Annotated in this window: 20 protein-coding genes and 1 pseudogene; 15 read left to right on the top strand and 6 right to left on the bottom strand. The window is 35.9% G+C overall.

What is annotated here, in order from left to right; translation table 11 throughout:
• The first annotated feature begins 58 nt into the window (after positions 1-58).
• From pdxR to JCM9157_RS08710, 12 genes and pseudogenes are all read left to right on the top strand, one after another.
• Positions 59-1,468, top strand: a complete 1,410-nt coding sequence (pdxR, locus tag JCM9157_RS08655) for a MocR-like pyridoxine biosynthesis transcription factor PdxR (RefSeq protein ID WP_052013032.1) — start codon at positions 59-61, stop codon at positions 1,466-1,468.
• Positions 1,461-2,096 (top strand): pyridoxamine 5'-phosphate oxidase family protein, encoded by a 636-nt coding sequence (locus JCM9157_RS08660; RefSeq protein ID WP_035663916.1) that lies wholly within the window; start codon positions 1,461-1,463, stop codon positions 2,094-2,096. Before pdxR ends, JCM9157_RS08660 begins: the two co-directional genes overlap by 8 nt.
• A 132-nt stretch (positions 2,097-2,228) precedes the next feature.
• A complete protein-coding gene (locus tag JCM9157_RS08665; RefSeq protein WP_035663918.1) occupies positions 2,229-3,965 on the top strand; it encodes a sensor histidine kinase in 1,737 nt (578 codons plus the stop codon).
• A 9-nt stretch (positions 3,966-3,974) separates the two neighbouring features.
• Positions 3,975-4,715: a LytR/AlgR family response regulator transcription factor gene (locus JCM9157_RS08670; RefSeq protein ID WP_035663919.1), complete on the top strand. Its 741-nt coding sequence runs from the start codon at positions 3,975-3,977 to the stop codon at positions 4,713-4,715.
• Between the two features lie 130 nt (positions 4,716-4,845).
• Positions 4,846-6,287 (top strand): annotated as a pseudogene (locus tag JCM9157_RS08675) (carbon starvation CstA family protein).
• A gap of 363 nt (positions 6,288-6,650) precedes the next feature.
• On the top strand, positions 6,651-9,377 hold the full coding sequence (locus tag JCM9157_RS08680; protein ID WP_148296838.1) for a GTP-binding protein: 2,727 nt from the start codon (positions 6,651-6,653) through the stop codon (positions 9,375-9,377).
• A gap of 176 nt (positions 9,378-9,553) precedes the next feature.
• Positions 9,554-9,781 (top strand): hypothetical protein, encoded by a 228-nt coding sequence (locus JCM9157_RS08685; protein ID WP_035663923.1) that lies wholly within the window; start codon positions 9,554-9,556, stop codon positions 9,779-9,781.
• Positions 9,782-9,833: 52 nt separating this feature from the next.
• Positions 9,834-12,437 (top strand): bifunctional acetaldehyde-CoA/alcohol dehydrogenase, encoded by a 2,604-nt coding sequence (adhE, locus tag JCM9157_RS08690; RefSeq protein WP_035663924.1) that lies wholly within the window; start codon positions 9,834-9,836, stop codon positions 12,435-12,437.
• Positions 12,438-12,693: 256 nt separating this feature from the next.
• Positions 12,694-13,167: a hypothetical protein gene (locus JCM9157_RS08695; protein WP_035663927.1), complete on the top strand. Its 474-nt coding sequence runs from the start codon at positions 12,694-12,696 to the stop codon at positions 13,165-13,167.
• A gap of 14 nt (positions 13,168-13,181) precedes the next feature.
• Positions 13,182-14,003: a DUF5667 domain-containing protein gene (locus tag JCM9157_RS08700; RefSeq protein WP_035663929.1), complete on the top strand. Its 822-nt coding sequence runs from the start codon at positions 13,182-13,184 to the stop codon at positions 14,001-14,003.
• Between the two features lie 144 nt (positions 14,004-14,147).
• Positions 14,148-14,861 (top strand): sigma-70 family RNA polymerase sigma factor, encoded by a 714-nt coding sequence (locus tag JCM9157_RS08705; protein WP_035663932.1) that lies wholly within the window; start codon positions 14,148-14,150, stop codon positions 14,859-14,861.
• Complete coding sequence (locus tag JCM9157_RS08710) at positions 14,858-15,913, top strand: anti-sigma-I factor RsgI family protein (RefSeq protein WP_035663934.1); 1,056 nt, start codon at positions 14,858-14,860, stop codon at positions 15,911-15,913. The genes JCM9157_RS08705 and JCM9157_RS08710 overlap by 4 nt, the downstream gene beginning before the upstream one ends.
• Before the next feature lie 218 nt (positions 15,914-16,131).
• Here JCM9157_RS08710 and JCM9157_RS08715 read toward each other — a convergent pair whose 3' ends face one another.
• From JCM9157_RS08715 to JCM9157_RS08735, 5 genes are all read right to left on the bottom strand, one after another.
• Positions 16,132-16,803: an oxidoreductase gene (locus tag JCM9157_RS08715; protein WP_035663936.1), complete on the bottom strand. Its 672-nt coding sequence runs from the start codon at positions 16,801-16,803 to the stop codon at positions 16,132-16,134.
• A gap of 15 nt (positions 16,804-16,818) precedes the next feature.
• Entirely contained in the window at positions 16,819-17,241 is a 423-nt protein-coding gene (locus JCM9157_RS08720) for a MarR family winged helix-turn-helix transcriptional regulator (RefSeq protein WP_035663938.1), read from the bottom strand.
• 17 nt (positions 17,242-17,258) lie between these two features.
• Positions 17,259-18,032: an SDR family NAD(P)-dependent oxidoreductase gene (locus tag JCM9157_RS08725; protein WP_035663939.1), complete on the bottom strand. Its 774-nt coding sequence runs from the start codon at positions 18,030-18,032 to the stop codon at positions 17,259-17,261.
• 114 nt (positions 18,033-18,146) lie between these two features.
• Positions 18,147-18,959: a deoxyribonuclease IV gene (locus tag JCM9157_RS08730; RefSeq protein WP_235714868.1), complete on the bottom strand. Its 813-nt coding sequence runs from the start codon at positions 18,957-18,959 to the stop codon at positions 18,147-18,149.
• Between the two features lie 139 nt (positions 18,960-19,098).
• The gene (locus JCM9157_RS08735; protein WP_035663941.1) at positions 19,099-19,821 is read right to left on the bottom strand and encodes a DsbA family oxidoreductase; all 723 of its coding nucleotides are present in this window, start codon (positions 19,819-19,821) and stop codon (positions 19,099-19,101) included.
• 310 nt (positions 19,822-20,131) lie between these two features.
• On the opposite strand from JCM9157_RS08735, the gene JCM9157_RS08740 reads away from it, so the two are divergent.
• The 3 genes from JCM9157_RS08740 to JCM9157_RS08750 all read left to right on the top strand — a co-directional run bounded on the left by JCM9157_RS08740 (position 20,132) and on the right by JCM9157_RS08750 (position 22,020).
• The gene (locus JCM9157_RS08740) at positions 20,132-20,599 is read left to right on the top strand and encodes a hypothetical protein (RefSeq protein WP_148296839.1); all 468 of its coding nucleotides are present in this window, start codon (positions 20,132-20,134) and stop codon (positions 20,597-20,599) included.
• Positions 20,600-20,650: 51 nt separating this feature from the next.
• Positions 20,651-21,391, top strand: coding sequence for a Cof-type HAD-IIB family hydrolase (locus tag JCM9157_RS08745; protein WP_035663946.1), 741 nt, complete (start codon positions 20,651-20,653; stop codon positions 21,389-21,391).
• Between the two features lie 440 nt (positions 21,392-21,831).
• Positions 21,832-22,020: a hypothetical protein gene (locus tag JCM9157_RS08750; protein WP_035663948.1), complete on the top strand. Its 189-nt coding sequence runs from the start codon at positions 21,832-21,834 to the stop codon at positions 22,018-22,020.
• A gap of 113 nt (positions 22,021-22,133) precedes the next feature.
• On the opposite strand, the gene JCM9157_RS25890 is transcribed toward JCM9157_RS08750, so the two are convergent.
• On the bottom strand, positions 22,134-22,961 hold the full coding sequence (locus JCM9157_RS25890) for a LysM peptidoglycan-binding domain-containing protein (protein WP_035663950.1): 828 nt from the start codon (positions 22,959-22,961) through the stop codon (positions 22,134-22,136).
• Positions 22,962-23,209: the final 248 nt, after the last annotated feature.

The raw sequence follows: 23,209 nt of genomic DNA on the forward strand, positions 1-23,209 counted from the left end.
CAGTTAAAAAGTGACAGTTTTCATTTTTTTAATGGGGACAGTTTGAAAGGAGAACCTATTGTTTATATGTAGTCCGGTTTTCGAAGAAGGAAGAAGTCCTTATTATCTTCAACTTTATCAATATATGAAAAAAGAAATAGTTGAAGGGAGACTATCAGCAACAGAAAAGCTTCCTTCTATTAGAGGATTATCTACTCACTTACATGTAAGTAAAAATACGGTAGAAGCTGCATATCAGCAACTTCTAGCAGAAGGGTATATTGAGAGCCAACCAAAGAAAGGTTATTTTGTTTCGCAGGTAGGTCCAAGTTTGTTTAAAACTATTCAAACCAAAGAGGAAAACAAATTCAGATTCAACCCATCAATAAATGTGCAAACTCAGCTTCCTTATGATTTTCATTATGGAAGCATTGAGAGAAGTGCTTTTCCGATGAAGCAATGGAAAAAGTGGTCTAATTTAGCATATGAAATGGAAATGGGTGCTACACAGGCATATGGAGAAGCGCAAGGAGAACAGTCACTTAGGGAAGAAATAGCAAACTATCTTCTTCAAGCTAGAGGGATTAACTCAACTGCCGGACAAATATATATAACATCTGGAACTCAGCAATCTATTAGTCTTTTATGTCAGAGTATATTAGCGAGCAATCAACAAGTAGCTTTTGAAGAACCGGGTTATAATGAAGCAAGGTTAATGTTCAAGAGTCATCACTTTAGCATTCAACCTATTTCTCTTGAGCATGATGGCTTAAATGTAAAGGAATTAAATCAAACACAAGCAAAAATCGTTTATACAACTCCATCGCATCAATTTCCTTGTGGAATGATCATGCCAATTAAAAAGCGATTAGAGCTTATCCAATGGGCAAATGAGACAGGGGGGATTGTGATTGAGGATGATTACGACGGTGAATATCGGTACAGAGGGAAACCGATTCCAGCGCTTAGGTCATTAAGCGACGAAATCATTTATTTAGGAACCTTTTCAAAAATGCTCCTGCCTTCTTTACGGATAAGTTTCGCTGTTTTACCTCCAAGAATGTTAGAAAAGCTTCAGACTTTGAATCAAACAGTCCCAAGAGTCATTCAAAATACAATGTCTCTCTTTATGAAAGAAGGAGATTGGGAGAGGCATGTTAGAAGAATGAAAACACTTTATCAAAAAAAACACGATTTGCTTATTCACTCTATCGAAGAGCACTTAGGGGAATCTGTAAAAATAGTAGGAAGTGATTCTGGGCTACATCTATTATTAGAAGTACATTCAAATGATACAGAACAGCAACTAATTGATAAAGCTGCAGAAAATGGGGTCAAGGTTTATCCGACCCATTTATATTGGTCTGACCCTAGGAAGGTTCATCAGAAACTAATTATGATTGGCTTTGGTAATATTGAAAACGAAAAAATAAATAAAGGTATTTTGAAATTACAAGAAGCATGGTTCGGATTAAGAGAGGATGGGTAAAATGAAGCCTTTTAACGATAAAATTGAAACGGAAGAGGAATTACAAAATTTATTGGGACAGCCTAGCGAGCTCGTTCGAAATAAAACGATTGACTTCCTTGATGACCATTGTAAGGATTTTATTTCGCGCTCACCGATCTTATTTATGGCGACTGGGAATAAGCAGGGTAGTGATGTTTCGCCACGTGGGGATTATCCTGGGTTCGTCAAAATCTTAACTGAAAGATTCCTATTGATTCCAGAGCGTCCAGGTAACAAAAAAATGGACACGATGAGAAATATATTAGCGAACCCAAAAGTAGGTCTTATCTTTATCATTCCAGGTTTAGGTGAGACATTGAGGGTGAATGGAAAAGCTAGTTTAATCAAGGATAAGCACTTACTGGCGCAAATGTCTATTAAAGGAAAACAGCCACTTATTGCCATAGCAGTAGAGGTGGAAGAATGCTTCATTCACTGTGCCAAAGCATTTAAGCGCTCTAAATTATGGGATGTACATGAATGGCCCGAAAAGGAAACATTGCCACCAGTAGCTGAAATACTGAAGGCGCACGCAAAGATACCGGGTTTAACAACAGAAGAAATTACTAAGAATTTAAATGAGTCTTATACAAAGCGACTTTACTAATGTATGGATGCAAGGGAATGGCTCATTTTCTGGTATAGTTATCATAGAGGTTAATAAATAGAACTCCAACTTAAGGGTGAGAGGGAATTTTACCTTAAGTTGTTGGAGGAGAAGAATAGGAGGGATGATCTTTTGTGGGAATTAATATTAGTTATGCTTGAAAGGTTAGGCATCATTGTAACCGTAGCTTTTGTTATGACCCGTTTTAAATTCATTAGACATTTGATAGAGAAAAGAGAAATCTCTCCTCAAAATCAAGTAAGCGTTGTCATGATGTTTGGCTTTTTTGGCATTATTGGTACATACACTGGACTAACTGTAAATCCAGAACATGCGACTTACCTCCGCTGGGCTATAGAACTAGGGGAAGGGGAGGCGATTGCGAATTCGAGGGTTATAGGCGTAGTAGTGGCAGGCCTTTTAGGAGGCTGGAAAGTCGGGGTTGGAGCAGGATTAATTGCAGGGGTTCACCGGTACCTACTTGGAGGATTTACTGGTTTTGCTTGTGGCTTATCAACCATTATTGCTGGAGCGATTGCAGGGTACTTTTATAAGAAAAATAAAAATAATCGGATCATCTCCCTCCAGACAGCTTTAATTGTTGGAATGCTCGCCGAAGCTGTTCAAATGGGAGTCATTTTACTTGTTGCAAGACCATTCGATCAGTCTTTAAGACTAGTTGAAGCGATTGGTATACCTATGATTGTTGCCAATGGAATAGGGGCAGCGATGTTTATTTTAATTATTCGTAATGTTATTAACGAAGAAGAAAAAATGGGTTCTCTTCAAGCACAAAAAGCTTTGAAGTTAGCTGATTTAACGCTTAAATATTTGCGGAAAGGTCTAAATCCTCAATCGGCCCTTCCAACTTGTAATATTTTATTAAATGAAGTACAAGTAGATGCGGTTTCCATTACAGACAAAGAGAAAGTCATAGCTTTTGTTGGATTGGATAAAGAACATCATCAGGCAAATGAAGAAATTAAAACGGTTGCGACGAAACGTGTACTAAGAGAAGGAAAGCTTGTGATTGTTGGATCTGAAGAAATTCATTGTGGGGTGGAAAACTGTAACCTTCATTCAGCTATTATCGCGCCATTGAAAATCAAGGATGAAACAATTGGAACATTGAAATTTTATTTTCAGTCTGAAAAAGGTCCTTCGCCGACAACGATTGAATTAAGCAAAGGTTTATCAACTTTATTAAGTCACCAATTAGAGCTCTCAGAAGTAGATCGCCATCTTGAACTAGCCAAGCAAGCTGAAATTAAAGCATTGCAAGCTCAAGTGAACCCTCATTTTCTTTTTAATGCTTTAAATACAATTGTTGCTCTAGTTAGAACAGATCCATTAAAAGCCAGAAAATTATTAATTGCACTTTCTCATTTCTTTAGACAAAACTTAAATGGAACAACAGCAACAGAAACAACGCTCGAAGAAGAACTAAAACATGTTAAATCGTATCTTGAAATTGAAGAAACGAGATTTACCGATAAATTAACAGTTAGATATGACGTGGAAGAAGTGGCATTTTCTGTGAAAATACCACCTATGACTCTACAACCTATCGTTGAGAATGCGATGAAACATGGCATTAAACAATTGAAAAATAATAGTGAGATTTTGATCCAAATAAAAAAGCTAGACGAATTTGTTATGATCAAAGTTAAAGATAATGGAAAAGGAATGAGTCAGGACCGCCTTGAGAAGGTTGGAAAAGAATACGTAGAGTCAGTTAAAGGAACAGGGATTGGCTTATATAATGTAAATCGTCGTTTAGAGATGATGCACGGAGCCGAATCTGCTTTGCAAGTGGAGAGCAAAGAAGGTGTGGGCACGACTATCACATTCAAAATACCAATGTATTAGGGGGAGAACATGAACCACTCAATAAGAACTGTAATCATTGACGATGAACCTTTTAGTCGTGATGAGTTAACCTTTTTGCTGCAGCAACATAATGAAATTGACATTGTAGCAGAAGCGGATTCAGGTGAAAAAGGATTAGAGTTAGTTATTAAACATGAACCAGATGTGATTTTTGTTGATATCGAAATGCCACAAATGTCGGGGCTTGATTTGGCAACAGCATTACAAAGTTTAAAAAAAGTACCGTTAATTATATTTGCAACGGCCTATCCCAATTATGCAGCTAAAGCTTTCCGTGTGCAGGCATTAGATTATTTAGTGAAGCCGTTTGCTGAGGAACAGATCGGGGAAACCATCGCTCGCATCAGAGAACGTCTTTCTTTAAATGAGAAAGTAGAAACTCCGATTCAACCATCAAAAGTGGCTCGTTTAGCTGTGGAGGATGAAGGGCGTATTGTTTACCTTTTACCGAATGATATCACTTTTGTCTTTCGAGAAGCTAGGGATACGAGAATCTCAACGAATCATCGTACTTTTAGTACAAAGACACCAATAAAAGATTTAGAAGAAAAATTAAAAGGGTATCCTTTTTTTCGAACGCACAAAAGTTACTTGGTAAATCTTGATAAAGTGGAGCAGCTTATACCTTGGTTTAATGGTGCTTATCAACTTAAGGTTACGGGACAAAAGCAAGAAATACCAGTGAGTAGAAATTATGTTAAGGCATTGAGAGAGCGTTTAGAGCTGTAAAATCTTGCGTTTGAAACTCTCATTTATACATCTTAACCTTCTATACAGACATGTTATCACAATTTCGACACAAACGAGATTGTGGGCCATATAATGAAAGCGTATTCATAAATTGAAAGAGGTGTTTAACTTGATAACATTTTTAGGATCTATTGCACTTTTAATTATAGCTTACTTCACGTATGGGAAATTTATTGAGAAAATGTTCGGAGTAAAGGATGCTAGACCAACTCCTGCATACAGCATGAAAGACGGAGTCGATTATATCCCAATGGGGACAAATCGAAATTCCCTCATTCAATTGTTGAATATTGCTGGTGTTGGACCTATTTTCGGTCCAATCATGGGTGCTCTTTACGGGCCTGTTGCTTTATCTGGATCGTAGTTGGTTGTATTTTTGCAGGGGCAGTACATGATTATTTAACAGGGATGATTTCCATTCGTAATAAAGGAGCTCACTTGCCACAATTAGCAGGAAAGTTCTTAGGAACATTCATGAAGCATTTTGTAAACTTTGTTGCTGTTTTACTTTTACTTCTTGTTGGAACCGTTTTCGTAACGGCGCCAGCTGGCCTTCTTTACAACTTAATGAATGGTTGGGTTGCATTAGGTGTTATTACTGCAGCAATCTTTATTTACTATATCTTTGCTACAATGTTACCAGTTGATAAAATCATCGGTAAAGTTTACCCAATCCTTGGTGCGCTTCTATTAATTAGTGCAGTTGGTATTGGAGGTATGTTAATTGTAACAGGAGCACCAATCCCTGAATTAACTCTTGAAAATATGCATCCTGCTGGAACGGCTATTTTCCCAATCTTATTTATTACAATTGCTTGTGGAGCTGTTTCGGGTTTCCATGCAACACAGTCTCCAATTATCTCACGTACATTACAAAACGAGCAAAATGGACGTAAAGTTTTTTACGGGATGATGATTGTTGAAGGGATTATTGCCATGATTTGGGCGGCAGCAGCGATGAGCTTGTTCTACGGACAGGATTTAAGTGAATTAATTGCTACTGGTGGGGCAGGTCTTGTTGTAAGTGAAGTATCATTCACATTACTTGGGGCGCTTGGCGGAACATTGGCGGTACTTGGAGTTATTGTTTTACCAATTACTTCTGGTGACACAGCTTTCCGTTCAGCGCGTATGATTATTGCTGACTACATTAAAGTACCACAAATGAAAATTGCTAGCCGATTATGGATTGCTTTACCATTATTCGTTATTTCATTCATCTTAACGACAATGGATTTCACTCTACTATGGAGATATTTCGGTGTAACGAATGCAGCACTTAGTGCAATTGCATTATTTGTTGGAGCTATGTATCTAGCTATTCAAAAGAAGTTTCACTGGGTCGCTTTAGTACCTGCAACATTTATGACGATGGTATCACTGACATTTATCTTTAGTGCACCGATTGGCTTCGGTTTGGCAATGTCAACAGCTTATCTTGCAGCGTCAATTGGAACAGTTATCATTCTTGGACTGTTTGCATATAAGTTAAAATTAAACCGTGCTGAATCTGACTTCCAGCTTGATGAAGAAGTCGATAAGGTAGCTTAATCAAATAGTTAAACCACAAGGGATTTTAAATCCCTTGTGGTTTTTTACTGTTTTTCCTATTATACTGTCGTTATTTGGTATAACATAGTAGAAAGTTCGAACTAGAAGAGACAGGAAAACCCGATAGATCTAGTATTCAAGTAATATGGCTTTAAGAAATGTCAAGAAAGAAGTTATGTAAAAATGAATAAAAGACAATCTAGATTGTAGTTAAAATGAAATATGACTGAAACTTTCCATCAAAAAAAATTTGTTACAATATCGTGATAAAGCAAGATTCATCTTAATATATTCATTATTGAGAAATGAATTGAATGTGCTTTAAGGTTTTTCGGGTAAATCCGTATAACTTCGGGGAAGGAAATGACTATGACACTAGAAAATAAATTAATTCAAAAAACCTATTATAAACAATTCATTGAAAACCAAGAGAAAAAAGAAGGTGCAATCCTTAAATTAGCTAACTCTGCATTAGAAGAGTTGAAAAATGAATTACCAGATTTATCACAGATTCGCTTTTCACAAGGAGAGTTGTACTATCAACTAAAAGACTACGAGGCAGCGATCTTTAAATGGGAAAACATTCATAATGATCTTAAGCCATGGGCACAAAAAAATATGGCAGATGCCTATTATGAATTAAATATGTTAGCAGAGGCTGAAGAATTGTATCAATCTGTTGAATCAGATCATTTAACGTTAAACACAGAAGTATTGCTTCAGCTTTTTTCACTTTACATGGATATGGAACAATTGGAACAATCGGCTAATATTATCAAAAGAACCGTAGATTTGAATCCAGATTATCCGAATGTCACTACTATAGCCAGGTCCTTTTTTGAAGAATACAAAGATTATAGTAGTTTAATTGAATTAACAGTAAATGAAACGTTACGCACTGAGTCAATTGAATGGTTCCAAACATTGCATGAATATGTTAAACAAAAAATGACAAAAACGACATCTCCTGATTATTTTCTACCGATTCTTCAAAAACTAGCAGATGTTGATCAAGTGAGATTCGAGCAAATGGTTCTTGCGTTTTGGAATAGTTATCAAAATGGTCCTTTCTATTTTGAGTGGCTTAAGCAGTTTAATGAGCTATTCAAATCGACTGAAGTCTATCAGTCGAATTTATGGATTGATTTATCGAAGAAATACGAACAATCTTATTTTTCTTTAATTGATGGTTCATTCTATATCAATGAGATCAGAGATGTTGTTCCCAATTTACTAGAAAATTGGTTGAAAATTAGCCATCAACCAGAGGCTACAGCCGCTGCTGTTCTTGCATGGGAGGAGACATTCCCTGAAAGCTTTATTGAAGCAGTGGTAGATCATGCAATCAAAGTAAAATCAGATCTAAGCGCTGAATCCAATTTAATGCAACATAGTTTGCAATTATTCGAAGCGATTTGTAAGTGGGCAAATGAACATGATGTAGAAGTAAGTAATTACTTGAATTGGAGTGTGGAGCAGTTATTAGATGGGGACAGTCATAATCTTTTGATTGCAGGAAGTTCAGGAAATGGAAAAACAGCCTTTATTAATTCTTTATTTGGAGAAACGATTTTAGAATCTTCGTATTCAACGATTGTGTTTCAAAATCAACAAGAATTAGAAATTAGAAAAATAACTGAATCACAGATAGCAACCGATGTAACTTTAGAAGAATTCAAAGAAATAACGACCATTCGCAGGCAACCTCATCTTGTTGATGTTCGATTACCTTCTCCATTTCTAAAGCAAAATAATGTAGCGATTATTCATACACCAATTTATAACGGAGATAGTGAAGGCAAAGAATCTCATATGCTTCATTTAGCAGATTGTTTGCTCTATGTACTAAACGCGAATACCCCTTTTACAGATGAGGAAAGACAGGTTCTATTAAACATCAGTCAACATGCACCTAGCCTACCTATCCATTTTATTTTAAATAAAATAGATGTTCTAAACGAACAAGAAGCAAAAAGGGTTATTGAGGACACGAGTGCTCGGGTTCAAAGTGTTTTCCCGAATGCAAAAGTATTAGCTTATTCTTCGCTCGTAAATAAGCATCAGTACAAGTTGGTTGAGATGATAAAAGAGGCTTTGCCTAAACAAAGGAAGTCAACAAATGCAAAATTGTTACACTTCATTCGAAAAACGATTACTTACTTACTCAAAAAGCGAGTAGATTTAGAAAATGAACTAATTGATTCAGTTCATTGGAATGAAGAAGCCGTATTGAAGTTAAATGGAGCTATTCACCAACTAGAAGATCTAGAGAAAGAAAAAGTAGCTGTAATCAAAAATGCTTATCAAAAAATAAAAGTAGACACTAAAAATCAATTAAAAGCAGCTGTTCCAGAGTTACTTCGGGAGTGTGCTAATCTAGTTGATGAAACAAGTGATTTTAAGAAACTTCATCTAGAGCTCAATAAAGAGATGAATAAGAAAATTCAACAATACATTCAGAGCAATTTATTGCCTGCATTTTCCGATTCCATTCAGCAATGGTTAGAAAAATCAAACGTTGAATTTATTCAAACTCAATCCTACTTAAAAGAGATGTGTGAAGGATTCAATGCCTATTACCGGGAAGAACGATTCAAATTTAACTGTGATTTTAGAGTGTTAGATGATTGGTATCGTGATATTGACCGTATGACGAACGGAGTTTATCTTGATGATATCAATGTTCTATTGCGATTAACACCATCACAGTTACTTCTAAAAAGTTCTGGTAAATTTTTTGGCGTGTTTCCGACAAATAAAACGCTGCTTGCAAATTTGTATAAAAAATTTATTGAAAATGAAAATTATGAACAAGTAACAGACACAATTACGAATCAATTCATGATGCAATTTGATATGTTTGAAAAAGGACTCCAACGTGATATTTCTCTTTCCTTTAGAAGTCCATTTACAGCAATAAATGAAGCAATAAGAGAAGCAGAACTTGAAATTGTAACAACAAAAGAATCATTGAAAAAGCTACGAGCTAATCCTGAGATTTATATTGATCCTTTAACTTTATTTAAACTGAAGTTAAGACAACAGGAACTAATGATTGAAACAAAGCAAACTCCGCAACTTTTAGTTTAGATATCCTAACCCTAGATGTTTTTAACACATCTAGGGTTTTTATTTTGCTCCTGATAATTCCTTAAAAATATATTTTTGAAAAGTTTTAAAAAAGTGATGAAAATCACATTTTTTGGAAAACAATGGAGTTACAATCAACTTGTGAGATAGAAACAAGTAAGAAGGAGGATACCAACATGATGCTTTGCGAGTGGAGAGATTTTTCAACGGATACTGAACTTTATACACAAGCTGATTTTGAAGAGTTAGTAAATGATGAATTCGAAGCTATGATGTTTCAAGGTGACGAAAAAATTCCTGCTTATGTTTGGACGGTTAATTTCGTCTGCATTATTCAAAAAGGAACGCGCATGATAGATGATATTTCAGTTACAAAAATTCCTAGAAATCCAGTTTGTGCATAGCTTTTTTAAAAACAATAACTTGTGAAAACATTCACATATAGGGGGATTTAAAATGGTTGTTGATCAAAAACAATTGGTTGAAAAAGCAGAAGTGTTAAAAACGGTTGATCAATTAGTAACAAATGGTCAAAAAGCGTTACGTGAATTTGCACAGTTTGATCAGATTCAGATTGATGAGATCGTAGAGAAAATGGCTTTAGCGGGACTTGAAAATCATATGGAACTAGCGAAGCTTGCTGTTGAAGAAACGAACCGTGGAGTGTTTGAAGATAAGGTTATAAAGAATTTGTTTTCAACAGAGTATGTCTACCATAATATCAAATACGATAAAACGGTTGGGATTATCAACGAAAATGAATATGATGGTGTAATTGAAATTGCTGAACCAGTTGGAGTGATTGCTGGTGTTACTCCTGTTACCAATCCAACATCAACAACCATGTTTAAAGCCCTAATCGCGATTAAAACGCGTAATCCAATTATATTTGCTTTCCATCCATCAGCTCAGAAGTGTAGTAGCGAAGCAGCGCGTGTACTACGTGATGCGGCCATTTTGGCTGGCGCACCCGAACATTGTATTCAATGGGTTGAACAGCCATCTATAGAAGCAACGAAAGCGTTAATGAACTCAGAAGGAGTCGCACTGGTTCTTGCAACAGGTGGTGCTGGAATGGTGAAATCGGCTTATAGCACTGGTAAACCAGCTCTTGGTGTAGGTCCAGGGAATGTTCCTTGCTACATTGAAAAAACAGCTGAAGTAAAACGTGCAGTTAACGACTTAATTTTATCTAAAACATTTGATAATGGTATGATTTGTGCTTCTGAGCAAGCTGTAATAATTGATCAAGCTATCTATAATGAAGTGAAGCAAGAGCTCATTAATAATAAATGTTATTTCTTAAATGAAGAAGAAAAGGCTAAAGTAGAGAAGCTAGTCATTAATGAAAATACTTGTGCTGTTAACGCAGATATCGTTGGTAAATCAGCTTACTTTATTGCCAATTTGGCAGGGGTCACAGTTCCAGAGGATACAAAAATCTTAATCGCCGAATTAAAAGGAGTAGGACCTAAATATCCACTTTCTCGAGAAAAATTAAGCCCAGTACTTGCTTGCTACCGCGTACGCACAACAGAAGAAGGAATCACTCGTGCCGAAGAAATGCTGGAATTTGGTGGCCTAGGTCACTCAGCTGTCATTCATTCTAATGATGAAGCTGTAATTAAACAATACGGGTTACGTATGAAAGCGTGCAGGATCATTGCGAATGCACCATCTTCTCAAGGCGCAATCGGTGATATTTACAATGCTTTCCTGCCATCTTTAACACTTGGTTGTGGTTCTTACGGGAAAAACTCTGTATCAACAAATGTAGGAACCGTTCATTTAACAAATGTCAAAAAAATCGCGCGGAGAAATGTGAATATGCAATGGTTTAAAATTCCACCCAAAATTTACTTTGAGAAAAATTCAACTCAATATTTAGCTAAGATGCCCAACATCACAAAAGCATTCATTGTAACAGACCCTGGGATGGTGAAACTTGGATATGTTGATAAAGTCTTGCACTATTTAAGACAACGTCCAGATTATGTTCATTGCGAGATTTTCTCTGATGTAGAGCCAGATCCATCTATTGAAACAGTAGAAAAAGGCGCCGAGATGATGAGAAGCTTTCAGCCTGATTGCATCATCGCATTAGGCGGAGGGTCTGCGATGGATGCAGCGAAGGGAATGTGGTTATTTTACGAGCATCCAGACACAAGTTTCACTGGGGTAAAACAGAAATTTTTAGACATTCGAAAAAGAGTGTTCAAATATCCGACACTTGGAACACTAGCTCAATTCGTGGCTATTCCAACAACATCTGGAACTGGATCTGAAGTAACGTCTTTCTCTGTTATTACAGATAAAAAACAGAACATCAAATATCCGCTTGCTGATTATGAATTAACACCAGATGTGGCAATCATTGATCCACAATTTGTCATGACTGTTCCACCTCACGTAACAGCTGATACTGGTATGGACGTGTTAACACATGCAATTGAAGCCTATGTATCTATTATGGCAAATGATTATACGGACGGACTTGCAATGAAAGCTATTCAACTCGTATTTGAATATTTACCTCGTGCTTACCGCAACGGTAATGACGAGGAAGCACGTGAAAAAATGCATAATGCTTCTACAATTGCCGGCATGGCGTTTGCGAATGCGTTCCTTGGTATTAATCATAGTTTAGCACATAAACTAGGAGCTGAATTCCACATTGCCCATGGTCGTTCAAACACGATTCTAATGCCACATGTTATTCGATATAATGCTCTAAAACCAACGAAGTTTGCCGCATTCCCTAAATATAAACATTTTGTTGCAGACAAACGTTACGCAGAAATTGCTAGAGTATTAGGGTTACCAGCTGCAACAACAGAACAAGGTGTTGAGAGTCTCGTTCAAGCGATTATCAAGTTAGCCAAAGAAATGGATATTCCAATGAGCATTAAAGATAACGGGGTTGATGAAAAAGTCTTTGAAAGCAAAGTGAATTATCTAGCTGAAAAAGCATTTGAAGATCAATGTACAACGGCGAATCCGAAGCTACCATTGGTGACTGAGTTAGCTGAAGTGTATCGCGCGGCTTATAAAGGAGTTTAAAGTAAAACAATGACTATCTTTAAAGTTAAGTAAGATTGAATGATGATTAAGAGGTTGTCCTAAAAGGTCAAAAAGACCTATGGGGGCAACCTCTTTCCTGTTGTAAAATAAGAACTTTTGAGTAGGTTGACTTCAATAGGTTACATTGTTTCTTTTTAAAAATTGTTTGACCCCCTTAAAAAAAGATAGGCATTCGTATAGATTAGGGAGTCGGTTTTTTTACTTACATTTTGTATGACAAGCGAGGTGGCCACCAATGACAAAAATCCGATTAGTCATGTTTATGACGCTGTTACTGATTGTTTCAGCATGTGAATCAACACAAGCTGAGCATATCGAGAAAGTTGTCATGTACGAAAACGAAAAAGCGGGCATTCAGATTCTTGAATCAAGCAATTGGATGTTGGATTCAGAGGTTTCAACTGAACCATTTAATGTCACATTTAAGCAAGATGAAATTAGGGCAATTGTCTCCATAATTCCAAACATAAAGTCATTAGAAGAAATAAAGAAAGAGCTAGATCTAACAAGTGATTATGTTCAAATTATTGAAGAAACACCTGAAAGACTTTCTTTCAGAATGGAGCAAACCGAACATACCCGTTCAGATATTTATGTTCAACAAACTGGAGAGGAAACACTAGTTCTAGCATTTTTTACACCAGATCATGACTATTTAGCAAACTATGAGAAGATAGAGGAATTCAGAAAAAATATTACATTATATTGAGAGAGGGTTTAACAATGAAAAAAATATCGCTTATATTGATAGGAACACTGCTAGTAGCACAATCTGCATTCGCTGAAGAGAATATAGTTCAAGAAATTGAAGAAGCTCCAATCTATGTTTACACAACTGAAAGTAAAGGTGAGGAAGGTCTAGAAGTTGATTCCGATTTAATAGGGTTTGTCGATATTTTTCAAGAAGTTGCTATTGATCTAACAGAAGATGAATCAAATAAAATGCTATTATTGGTAAAATTCATCTCGCAATCTAATGAAAAACTGCAAGCTCTTCTAAATGCTGGTGAATATGAACAAGCTACTAACATGCTCAATAAATATAATGAAGATGTAGCCGTAGTTCAAGAGATACTTGAGACACCTAATGCTGTGAAAGATCCAGAAGAACTTACTGTATATGAGGAAGTTTTAGAACAATTACCAGAAAAAACATCTATGCGTGGAGTTAATTTAGAAAAGTTATTAAGTGAAGGAACACTGCCAGCTACTGCACTTGCAGGAATTGAAAAAGCATTAGCTAATCAAGAAAGAGCACAAGCTAAACGACAAGAAGCAAAAGATAGAAAAGCAGAACGCAAAGCTTTAAAAGTTGAAGAAACAAATGAAGAAGAAGTAAAAGAAGAAGAGGTTGAGACAATCGTTGAAGCCGCAAATGCTCCGAAGTCAGCAAAGCCAGAAAAAGCTGTTAAAGTACAGGAAAAAGCTTTAAAGAAAGCTGAGAAGAATCTAAAAAAAGCTGAAAAATCAAATGGAAAAGGTAAGGGTAAAGCTGAACAAGCAAAGGAAAGAAACCAAGGCAAAAAAGGAAAATCTCATGAGTAGTAAAAGATAAACTCTTACTTGACCAGCAAAGAGATTTAGAAGATGGGTAACAACTGTTGACAGTTGTTACCTATTCTCTAAAGTTCTTAAACGTGCTATCGTAGATAAATCAAAGAAAAGGTCACTAGAGTAGGTGTCAGCACAATGAAACCAGATGATTTAAGTGTAATGTTAAAGCGAGTAAAAACAGGCGACGAATTGGCACGTGAACGCTTAATTACTCATTATAAGCCGTATATTATAAATGTTGCAGGTCAGATCACCCATAAGTATGTTTCGTGGAGTGAGGAAGAGGCTAGTATCGCTTTGCTCGCATTTAATAAAGCGATTGATACATTTGATCCATCAGCAGGTCGTCAATTTCTAAATTACGTGTACTTACTAATTAATAGAGATTTGATTGATTATTATCGTAAAGAAAAAAAAGAAACTCACAGCTCACTTGACTTAACTAATGACAATGATACGTCTCTTTTAATAAATGAACATGAACAGTCAATTGAGCAATTTGAAAAACAAGTTCAAACTTCTGAACTAGTGGAAGAAATTTTAGAATTCGATGCAGCATTAAGAGAATTTCAAATTACCTTTGAAGAGCTCGAACATTATTCTCCAAAGCATAGTGATACAAGGGACACATTATTTGTATTAGCATCTGTTATAGCTAACGATGTTGAGTGTGTTGAAACATTAAGAAAGAAAAAGAAGTTGCCCATATCTATGATTGCAAAAAAATACGAGTATAAGAAAAAAATGTTAGAGCGCCATCGGAAGTATTTAATTACATTGGTTGTGCTTTATCAGAATCCACAGTGGGAGCAACTTTCACAATTCATTAAAAAGGAGGGAAGTAGATGAATAAGGGTAGAATTGAAGGGACTGTTCTAAAAGTTACAGAAGCGCACGTTGTTCTACTAACAGAAGAGGGAACGTTCAAAAATGTAGCTTTGCCTAAATCAGCAGAACGTCCATTAATAGGGGAAAGTTATGTTCATGTTGAAAAAAAGAAATTTATACCTCGACGTTTGTTCCAATACGGTACAGTGGCAGCTGCGATTTGGTTACTTATTCTTGCTTCGTTTGCTTTCCCATTTGGAGGAAAGGCCGAGGAAGCTTTTGTTGTAACTATTGATATTAACCCGAGTCTAGAGTTAGCGGTCGATGAGCAGTATCAAGTGATACGAGCTGAGGGCTTAAATGATGACGGAGTAGAAATACTTTCCTCGTTGCTAGTTGAAGGAGATTTAAAAGATGTAATGGATCGAATACTAGATGAAACTATTATAAAAGGCTATATCTTAGTTGACGAGCCTTTGATTTCAACATCCGTCGTTCCTTTACAAGAGGAATCATTAGAAGTGATGTCGATCGTAGAGGAAACGATTCACCTTGTTCTGGAAGAACACCAGATTGACTCAGAGGTGAGTATTACTCAAGAAGATAAAGAACTTTACGATGAAGCAAAACAACATAATCTTTCAGTGAACCTCTATAAAGAGATAAAAGGGTTACAAGAAAAAGGAATTGTTAAAAAGAAAAATGACGTAAAAGGCAAAAGTCTTGCTGAATTAAAGCAAATGGAAAATCAACAGCGTAAAGAAGCAAAGCAGAAGCAAGGTTCAACTCCAAAGCCGAATGCAAAGCCAAATCCGAAAAAGGAATCAAATCCATCGGAGAAAAAGGTAAACAAGGAAAAAGCAAGCCAGTCAAATGAAAAGAGTTCAAATAAGGAAAAGAACAAAGCAGTTAATGGTAAGGATAAGGGGAAGCCAACTGAGGGACAGCAGGGGAAACCTTTAAACAAAGGAAAAGAACAAGCTGAGAAGAAAAAGCAGCCTGCTGAAAAGAAAGGCAACTCTGGAAATGGAAAAGGACAAGGAGCATCACAAGAACGTGGTAATCGCAATTAAGTTTAAAATCTGGAGTGTTGGTCCAGTGGGCTGATAGTTATTCTTGTTAAAAACTTAAAATTATTCAAGATAAAAAGAAAGATCCTTCATCGGTACGATGAAGGATCTTATTTCTTCCAGTGTCCAGTCTATGAAATGTCTAATGATTTCATAAGTGCCTTATGCATTAGTTACTACTTTATTAAAACGTAAAGAGTCCTTTTCTTTACTTACAAAAGCTATAATACAGATTGTTTTAATGTTTCCATATCAACAGACGAATAAATAAAGGTTCCTTGTTGTGATTTTTCTGAGACTTTTAACATAGCCATTGCGACTGTTTGGCTGTGAATGGCTTTATATCGTTTCAGTGGACCCTTGAAAAGAAAAGGTAGTAGGAAAAACGTGAGTTCAGCTGTTTTCTCACCTAATCTAAATTCTTGTCTATTTCCTAGTAATAGGGAAGGGCGAAAAATAGAGACTGTTTGAAATCCAATTTTCTGTAATTCCTCTTCTAATTCACCCTTAATTCGTGAGTAAAAAATCGTTGATTTAGCGTTTGCACCAAGTGCACTTACGAGTAAAAAGTGTTTAGCACCCAGTTTTTTAGTGAGATTGGCTAGTATAAGAGGATACTCAACATCGACTTTTCTCATAAGATCCTTCGATTTGGCTCTTTTAATTGTTGTTCCCAAACAACTATAAACATCGTCTATTTGGAAATTGATTTGTTCATTTTCAAGATTATTAAAGTCAATAATTCTCTCATCTAATTTTTCGTGTTTAATATCTAAAGGTCTACGTACAAGTACTACTACTTTTACATACCTTGGACTCTCTAACAATAAATTTAGTAAATCACTACCAATTAAACCAGTTGCGCCAATTAGTAATGCGGTTTTAGTTTGCACTAGCTTCCTCCTAGTTTAATCTGCACGATTTAATTTTAATATCATTTGTTTTAATTGAATAAGCTCTGAATCGGTTAAAACACCAAACATTTTTTGCATTTGTTGGTACTTTTGTTCTCTTGCTTTCTTAAGCATTGCTTTTCCTGCTGAAGTAATATATAACCCGATCGCTCGCCGGTCTTCTATTAGAGGTTTTCGATCAACTAACCCATCTTTAACAAGTTTGTTAGTAAGTCCGGTTATCCCTCCTGTTGTAATGTGTAGGCAAGCAGCTAAGCTTGATGGACGAAGTGACTGATTTTCTAATAGTTCAAGTATTAGTATGTGAGAGGGAGAAAGACCTATTTGATTTGACATATTCCATTCATTCGACCAATTTCTAGCATACAGGAGAAATCCTTCATAAAGCTCTACCATGACTTGATATCTAGAGTTCATTTAAGCAATCCCACCCTTTATTTGTTGGTCTTACTTAGAATCTTCTGAAGTAACTGTCTTGGAAGTAATCGTGTTAGGCCAACCATACTGCGGAACTTCCAACCTGGAACAACGACAGGGAGTTCTTTTTTCATTGCATTATATCCAGATAAGGCAACTTCTTGTGCGGTTGTACCATGAACATTAAATATTTCTTCTAAATGGCCTACATTTGCAACAGTAGCAAAATTTGTTTTGGTTGGTCCCGGACAAAGAGCAGTTACTGCGATATCGCCTTTTTGTTTTAATTCACTATGTAATGACTCTGAAAAGGAAAGAACAAACGCTTTTGTAGCAGCGTAAACACTCATTGTAGGCGTAGCAACAAACGATGCAACAGAACCGACATTAATAATTCGGCCAAAGTTATTTTTAATCATGTCTTGAACAAATAAATGGGTGAGTTCGGTTAACGCTATTATGTTTAATTGAATCATGTTCATTTGTTTATTCAAATCTAATTCAAAGAAAGGACCAGTCATTCCGTAGCCTGCGTTGTTGACTAGAATGTCTACGTGTTTATTTAATTGCTTGATTTCCTTATAAACTTCGTTGGCAGCTCCAGGAACAGAAAGGTCTTTTACGATTACGGTTATCTCAATTTGAGGATTGTTGAGTTCCTGTTTAATTTCTTCAAGTTTAAGTTTGTTTCTTGCGATTAAAATTAAATGATAATGGTTTGCGGCAAAAATTTTAGCCATTTCATAGCCAATGCCACTACTTGCACCAGTTAATAACACTGTTTGCTTCATTACATACACCTCAAAATGAAGAATTTATCTTAGTACTAAGATAAAGTTATTTTACTATGGGTTGGTCGGTTAGAGCAACTTATACACTCTTGAATTATTGATGTGTCCATGTTTTCATAAGCATAATTTCCTCGCGATGTTCGTAGATTCGTCTTTTGGTGTTTCTAATATAAAAGGAATTTCGGATAAAGATGAAGTACTCAACACTTCTTGTAATTGAGATGGTGTGATATGACCGTCTATTAAATTAGCATGACGGTCTTTTCTTTGCCCAGTTGAGTACTTGGAATTATTAAAATGAACTGCTTTCAATTCATTAAAATAATTCAACTCTATAGCTTTTTTTTCTAACAAAGACCAATTTTCCCCGGTCCAGATCCCACTTGCAAAAGCATGACAGGTATCGAAGCAAAAGCCTATTTGATCTGGAAAATCAGTTAAGGAACGAACTTGGACCATTTCTTCGAGTGTAATTCCCATATCACTACCAGCACCAGCGTTGTTCTCAAGTAAAATTTTCGCTGTTCCACTCCAGTTGGTTAAAACCTGGTTTAATACATCAATCATTTTCTTATAACCTTCAAGTGGATCAGTTTTTGTTGTCGTGCCAAAATGAACGACAACACCAATGGAGCCACAGGCCTCAACAATTTCTAGATCATTCTGAAGTGAGTAAATGATTTGCTGTTCAAGATCTTTATTATCTGGAATAAGTTTAGTTGGATAGGGGCTATGAGCAACGGAAGCGATATTATGTTCAGAACAAAAAGTAGCGCAGTCCTTAGCATCTTCTAGATCAAAATTTTTTACCCCAATACTTCGAGGATTTTTGGGGAAATACTGAAATGCGTTAGCACCTAAATCTAAAGCAGTTTTAGCTGCCTGCAAATAACCGTTACGAATACTTACATGACTACCAAAAAACATGAGAGACTCCTCCAAAATTAGTAAGTGTAATCTTCTTTTCCCCGATTACAGACTTTATTATGTTAAGTGTTGAAAATTAGCAACAAGGGACTAAGAAAAACACTAAGTCATTGGAAGTGACCTAGTGTTTAACTACGGATTATTTGTTGTCGATGTCACAGCCAGTTTCATTGCAAACAGCAGCAGTTTGATCGGTTTTTCCTAATGGCTGTAATGTCTGTTTCTGGTTTTCTTCTTCCCATACTTGTTCAAGAGCATTAAGAAAGACCTCTTTAGGCTGAGCTCCTGAGATTGCGTATTTTCGATTGATGACAAAAAAGGGAACCCCTTGAACACCTATTTCTCTAGCTTCTTGTTCATCAAAACGGACTTCTGACTCAAATTGATCTCCTTTAAGGATAAGATCTGTCTCCGTTTGATCTAAGCCCAGTTCAGCTGCTAGTTTTAGAAGAGACTTTTTATCGCTTAACACGATGTTGTCATGAAAATAAGCATGTAATAACCGTTCTGTCATCTCAGCTGCATTTCCTTTTGTCTCAGCAAATTTGGCGAGGCGGTGAGCATCCAATGTATTGGTGAACTTAACTTTATCATAATTGAATTGTAATCCGACCTCTTTTGCCTGTTGAACAATGTTATCGTTCATTTTTTTAGCCTGTTCAACAGAGGTTCCGTATTTCTTTGCTATTGCTTCATGTATCGTTAGAGTAGTTTCACGACTAGCATTCGGGTCCAATTCAAAAGCTTTAAATTGAATCTCAACTTTATCTTTGTGAGGAAAAACGTCTAATGCTTGTTCTAAACGACGTTTCCCAATATAACAAAATGGACAGACGAAATCAGACCAGACTTCAATGATCATTACTATCACATACCTTCCTTTATTCAATAAGGATACAGTAACATAAATTCATTTAATCAGCTAAAAAAGAGTGTCATGTTCCTAGATATTTTTTCATATGAATCAAGACAAGCATAGATGGGAGGAGTCTGTTACGTGTCTTTTTTGCATGAAAATGGATGGTTACTTTTCTTGGTGTCTGAAGGTTTAACTTGGATTTTAATTGCTTTCTTTTTTTACTGTCGATACTGGCTAAGGTATGATAGGTTAAGTCAATTATGGTTAATTCTTATCGTTTTTATAAATATCTTTCAAATTCTTCTTGGTGGTATTGATTTTTATATTACCGGTGAAATTTCGTTTTTTTCAGATATTTATTGTTCTATTCATTACATATGCTACAACTCTAGGAAAATCAGACTTTCAACGCCTAGATCAATTTATTAAGGAGAAAATTCATGCAACGAGTAAACGAATAGACCGTATTACAGAATTGGAAGAATTGCGCCAATACCTTCCTTTTCGCCTCAATCTGTTTGCGTTACACACAATTGCTTTTGTGTTAATACATTATTTCTGGCTCTTACTTGATGTATCTGTAGGGGATAAGTGGACGAATTTCATTACAGTCTACTCAAGTTCTTGGTTCCAGCCCATCACATCCACATTTTTCGGGAATTCTATTTTCGTGATCATTAGCTATGTTTGGAGCATCATTTATTTATTTGATTTAATCGTTTTCCTCGTCTACGTAGGTATTAGGCTTTCATGGATAAAAGAGGGAATCAGCAGAAAATAGTTAATTCTGGTATTATAGGATTGTGATAAGCCTTATAAGGGAAGTGATCATATGGCAATAGAAAAAACAATAAAATTAATAGCAATTGATATGGATGGAACGTTATTAAACCAAAATCATGAGATTTCAATTGAAAACCGAAAAGCAATTAAAGAAGCAGAAGAAAAAGGAATTCATGTGGTCATTAGTACTGGACGTACACGAATGACTTGTGATAAGTTAGTTAATTCACTAGGTCTTACATCGCATCTAATCACTGTTAATGGCAGTGAAATTTGGGACGAGAACCGAACGCTTATTGAGAGACAATTACTGGATCTTGAACATATCGAACAGATGTGGGGATTGAAACAAAAGCACAATACTACCTGCTGGGATGCGACTGTAAACCAAGTGTTACGAGAAGATTTCCCAGAGGAACTGTCAGAACATCAATGGATGAAATTTGGCTTTGATATAAAAGATGACCAAATCAGACAAAGCATTTTAGATGAATTATCGGCTAATCCTGCTTTGGAAATTACAAATTCAAGCCCGACTAACCTTGAGATAAATGCTGTTGGAGTTAACAAGGCAAAAGCAATTGAAAAAGTCTGCGATAGAATTGGAATCACTATGGACAATGTTCTAGCAATGGGTGATAGCCTTAACGATTTAGCGATGATTAAAGAAGCCGGCATAGGTGTCGCAATGGGAAATGCACAACCATTCGTTAAAGAATGTGCTAATTGGGTAACGGCTTCAAATGTAGAAGATGGAGTTGCCTTGGCGATCCGAAGATGGGCGTTGTGAATAAAGACGGGGGACTGAAGAAGACTTGGGTCTCCCGTTTTTTTCGTTGAAAGTTATCCCGAATAACGTAACCACAATTGCGATAGAATGGGGATAACACAAGGGAGTAAGATTACCTATTGATACATTAGGCTTTTTTTGTTGACATAGACTGTTTTTCTGAACTGTTACAACTATCATAGACAAGAAGCATAGAAATCTCGTAAACTTAAATTATCTTAATAGCCTTATAAATTAAATATTAGTAACTTTTCTTAAAAGCTCTTAAAGTGCCGTTTCACAATTTATTAAGTTGAATATTATGATAGTGAGTAGAATAAGTATCTTGTAAGTTAATATATCTATAAGAATAGACTAAGTTAATAGTTGTTGTATGGTAATAGAGACTCACTGAATTCTGCTTGAATGTTAATTAAAATAATGAAAAGGAGGTAAAACAAATGGACTATCTCATGTTCTGTGATCATTGTGGAATGCCAAAGCCGATCGAAGAATACATCATGAGGGAGTACTTTTGGATTGCAAGTCATGTTTATTGTAACAATTGTGAAATGGCAAATGATATTCCAAAGCATTTACAATCTCTGGCTCTAGAGATGAGAAAAAATCGCTATGGCAGTATAGACTAATTGCTTAAGATAAATTTTTCTAGAGATAAAAGGGACAAGCGACTAACCAACGTTTCTTTTAATTAATCAAAAAGGATCAATTTGTTTTTAAAAAACAAATTGATCCTAAAATGTTATTTATAGACAGTTACTTTTACGTCACGAACACCCCAGTTGATAGCATCTTGCTTCTCAGGAATAAAAAGGTCAATTTTATTACCAACAATTGCACCGCCTGTATCACCAGCAATCGCATGCCCATAGCCTTCTACATATACTTTAGAACCTAGCGGGATAACAGATGGATCTACTGAGATAACCTTTTTATCTGGATTATCGAGTAAATTAAGGCCAGTTGCTGTAATACCAGAACATCCGTTACAAGAAGCAGTATAAGCAGTTGCTGACATGGTTAGTTCCATCGCTACATCCTCTGTAGAAGTTTCCTCTTTGACAGGCTTGTCTACTTTGACTTCAGGCTCTTGCGTTTGTTCTTTTGTTGCCGCCATTTCGACCGGTTTTTCAACAATCCTTTCTGCTTTTTGCTTTTCAGATGTTGTTACTGTTTCTTGATTTAAGGAAGCTTTTGATGAATGCTCCAAGTAAATATCTAAAATTTGCCCCTCGAAAATAAGGCTTGCGTCTTTTATGTTATTCCATTCTTGTATTTGTTTCCAATTAATATTATTAAATTTCATGGAAATATCAGATAAAGTTTCTCCTTTTTGTACTTCATATTGTTCTACTAATTCAACTTTAAGACGATCTCCAGGATATATAAGGTGGCTTGAAAGATTGTTCCATTCTTTAAGTGTATCAACTGATATGGAATGTTTAGATGCGATCGCTGATAGTGTGTCTCCTTTTTGAATTGTTACTTCTGCAGCAGATGCATGTAATCCAAAACTAAGTGTTCCAAGTAGGGTAGCTACAGTGGCGAGTGAAACAATACTTTTTTTCATGTGATACCTCCAAAATGTGTTGTAACTATTCAAGTGCCTTAACTATAACATCTATCTTTCTAATCCAAAGAACAAGAAAATAACATTTGGATTACACACATAACAGATTGATGTTAGGTGTGTGACAAGCCTTACGTGATTTTACATAATGCACTTTTGAACTCCTAACTATTTCACGTTCTTATGTGATAATATGAAAATAGGAAAAGGGATAATCCAAAGGCTTTGCTACTGCCCTTTTAGATTAT

The organism is Halalkalibacter akibai JCM 9157, assembly GCF_000513135.1.
In the GTDB taxonomy this organism is placed as follows: Bacteria; Bacillota; Bacilli; order Bacillales; family Bacillaceae_D; genus Halalkalibacter; species Halalkalibacter akibai.

Excerpts from the sequence above, each read along its gene's own strand:
- adhE (WP_035663924.1), top strand. The coding sequence starts at position 9,834 with ATGGTTGTTGATCAAAAACAATTGGTTGAAAAAGCAGAAGTGTTAAAA.
- JCM9157_RS08725 (WP_035663939.1), bottom strand. The coding sequence starts at position 18,032 with ATGAAGCAAACAGTGTTATTAACTGGTGCAAGTAGTGGCATTGGCTAT.
- JCM9157_RS08670 (WP_035663919.1), top strand. The coding sequence starts at position 3,975 with ATGAACCACTCAATAAGAACTGTAATCATTGACGATGAACCTTTTAGT.
- JCM9157_RS08700 (WP_035663929.1), top strand. The coding sequence starts at position 13,182 with ATGAAAAAAATATCGCTTATATTGATAGGAACACTGCTAGTAGCACAA.
- JCM9157_RS08710 (WP_035663934.1), top strand. The coding sequence starts at position 14,858 with ATGAATAAGGGTAGAATTGAAGGGACTGTTCTAAAAGTTACAGAAGCG.
- JCM9157_RS08680 (WP_148296838.1), top strand. The coding sequence starts at position 6,651 with ATGACTATGACACTAGAAAATAAATTAATTCAAAAAACCTATTATAAA.
- JCM9157_RS08730 (WP_235714868.1), bottom strand. The coding sequence starts at position 18,959 with ATGTTTTTTGGTAGTCATGTAAGTATTCGTAACGGTTATTTGCAGGCA.
- JCM9157_RS08660 (WP_035663916.1), top strand. The coding sequence starts at position 1,461 with ATGGGTAAAATGAAGCCTTTTAACGATAAAATTGAAACGGAAGAGGAA.
- JCM9157_RS08695 (WP_035663927.1), top strand. The coding sequence starts at position 12,694 with ATGACAAAAATCCGATTAGTCATGTTTATGACGCTGTTACTGATTGTT.
- JCM9157_RS08745 (WP_035663946.1), top strand. The coding sequence starts at position 20,651 with ATGGCAATAGAAAAAACAATAAAATTAATAGCAATTGATATGGATGGA.
- JCM9157_RS08720 (WP_035663938.1), bottom strand. The coding sequence starts at position 17,241 with ATGAACTCTAGATATCAAGTCATGGTAGAGCTTTATGAAGGATTTCTC.
- JCM9157_RS25890 (WP_035663950.1), bottom strand. The coding sequence starts at position 22,961 with ATGAAAAAAAGTATTGTTTCACTCGCCACTGTAGCTACCCTACTTGGA.
- JCM9157_RS08750 (WP_035663948.1), top strand. The coding sequence starts at position 21,832 with ATGGACTATCTCATGTTCTGTGATCATTGTGGAATGCCAAAGCCGATC.
- JCM9157_RS08705 (WP_035663932.1), top strand. The coding sequence starts at position 14,148 with ATGAAACCAGATGATTTAAGTGTAATGTTAAAGCGAGTAAAAACAGGC.
- JCM9157_RS08735 (WP_035663941.1), bottom strand. The coding sequence starts at position 19,821 with ATGATCATTGAAGTCTGGTCTGATTTCGTCTGTCCATTTTGTTATATT.
- JCM9157_RS08685 (WP_035663923.1), top strand. The coding sequence starts at position 9,554 with ATGATGCTTTGCGAGTGGAGAGATTTTTCAACGGATACTGAACTTTAT.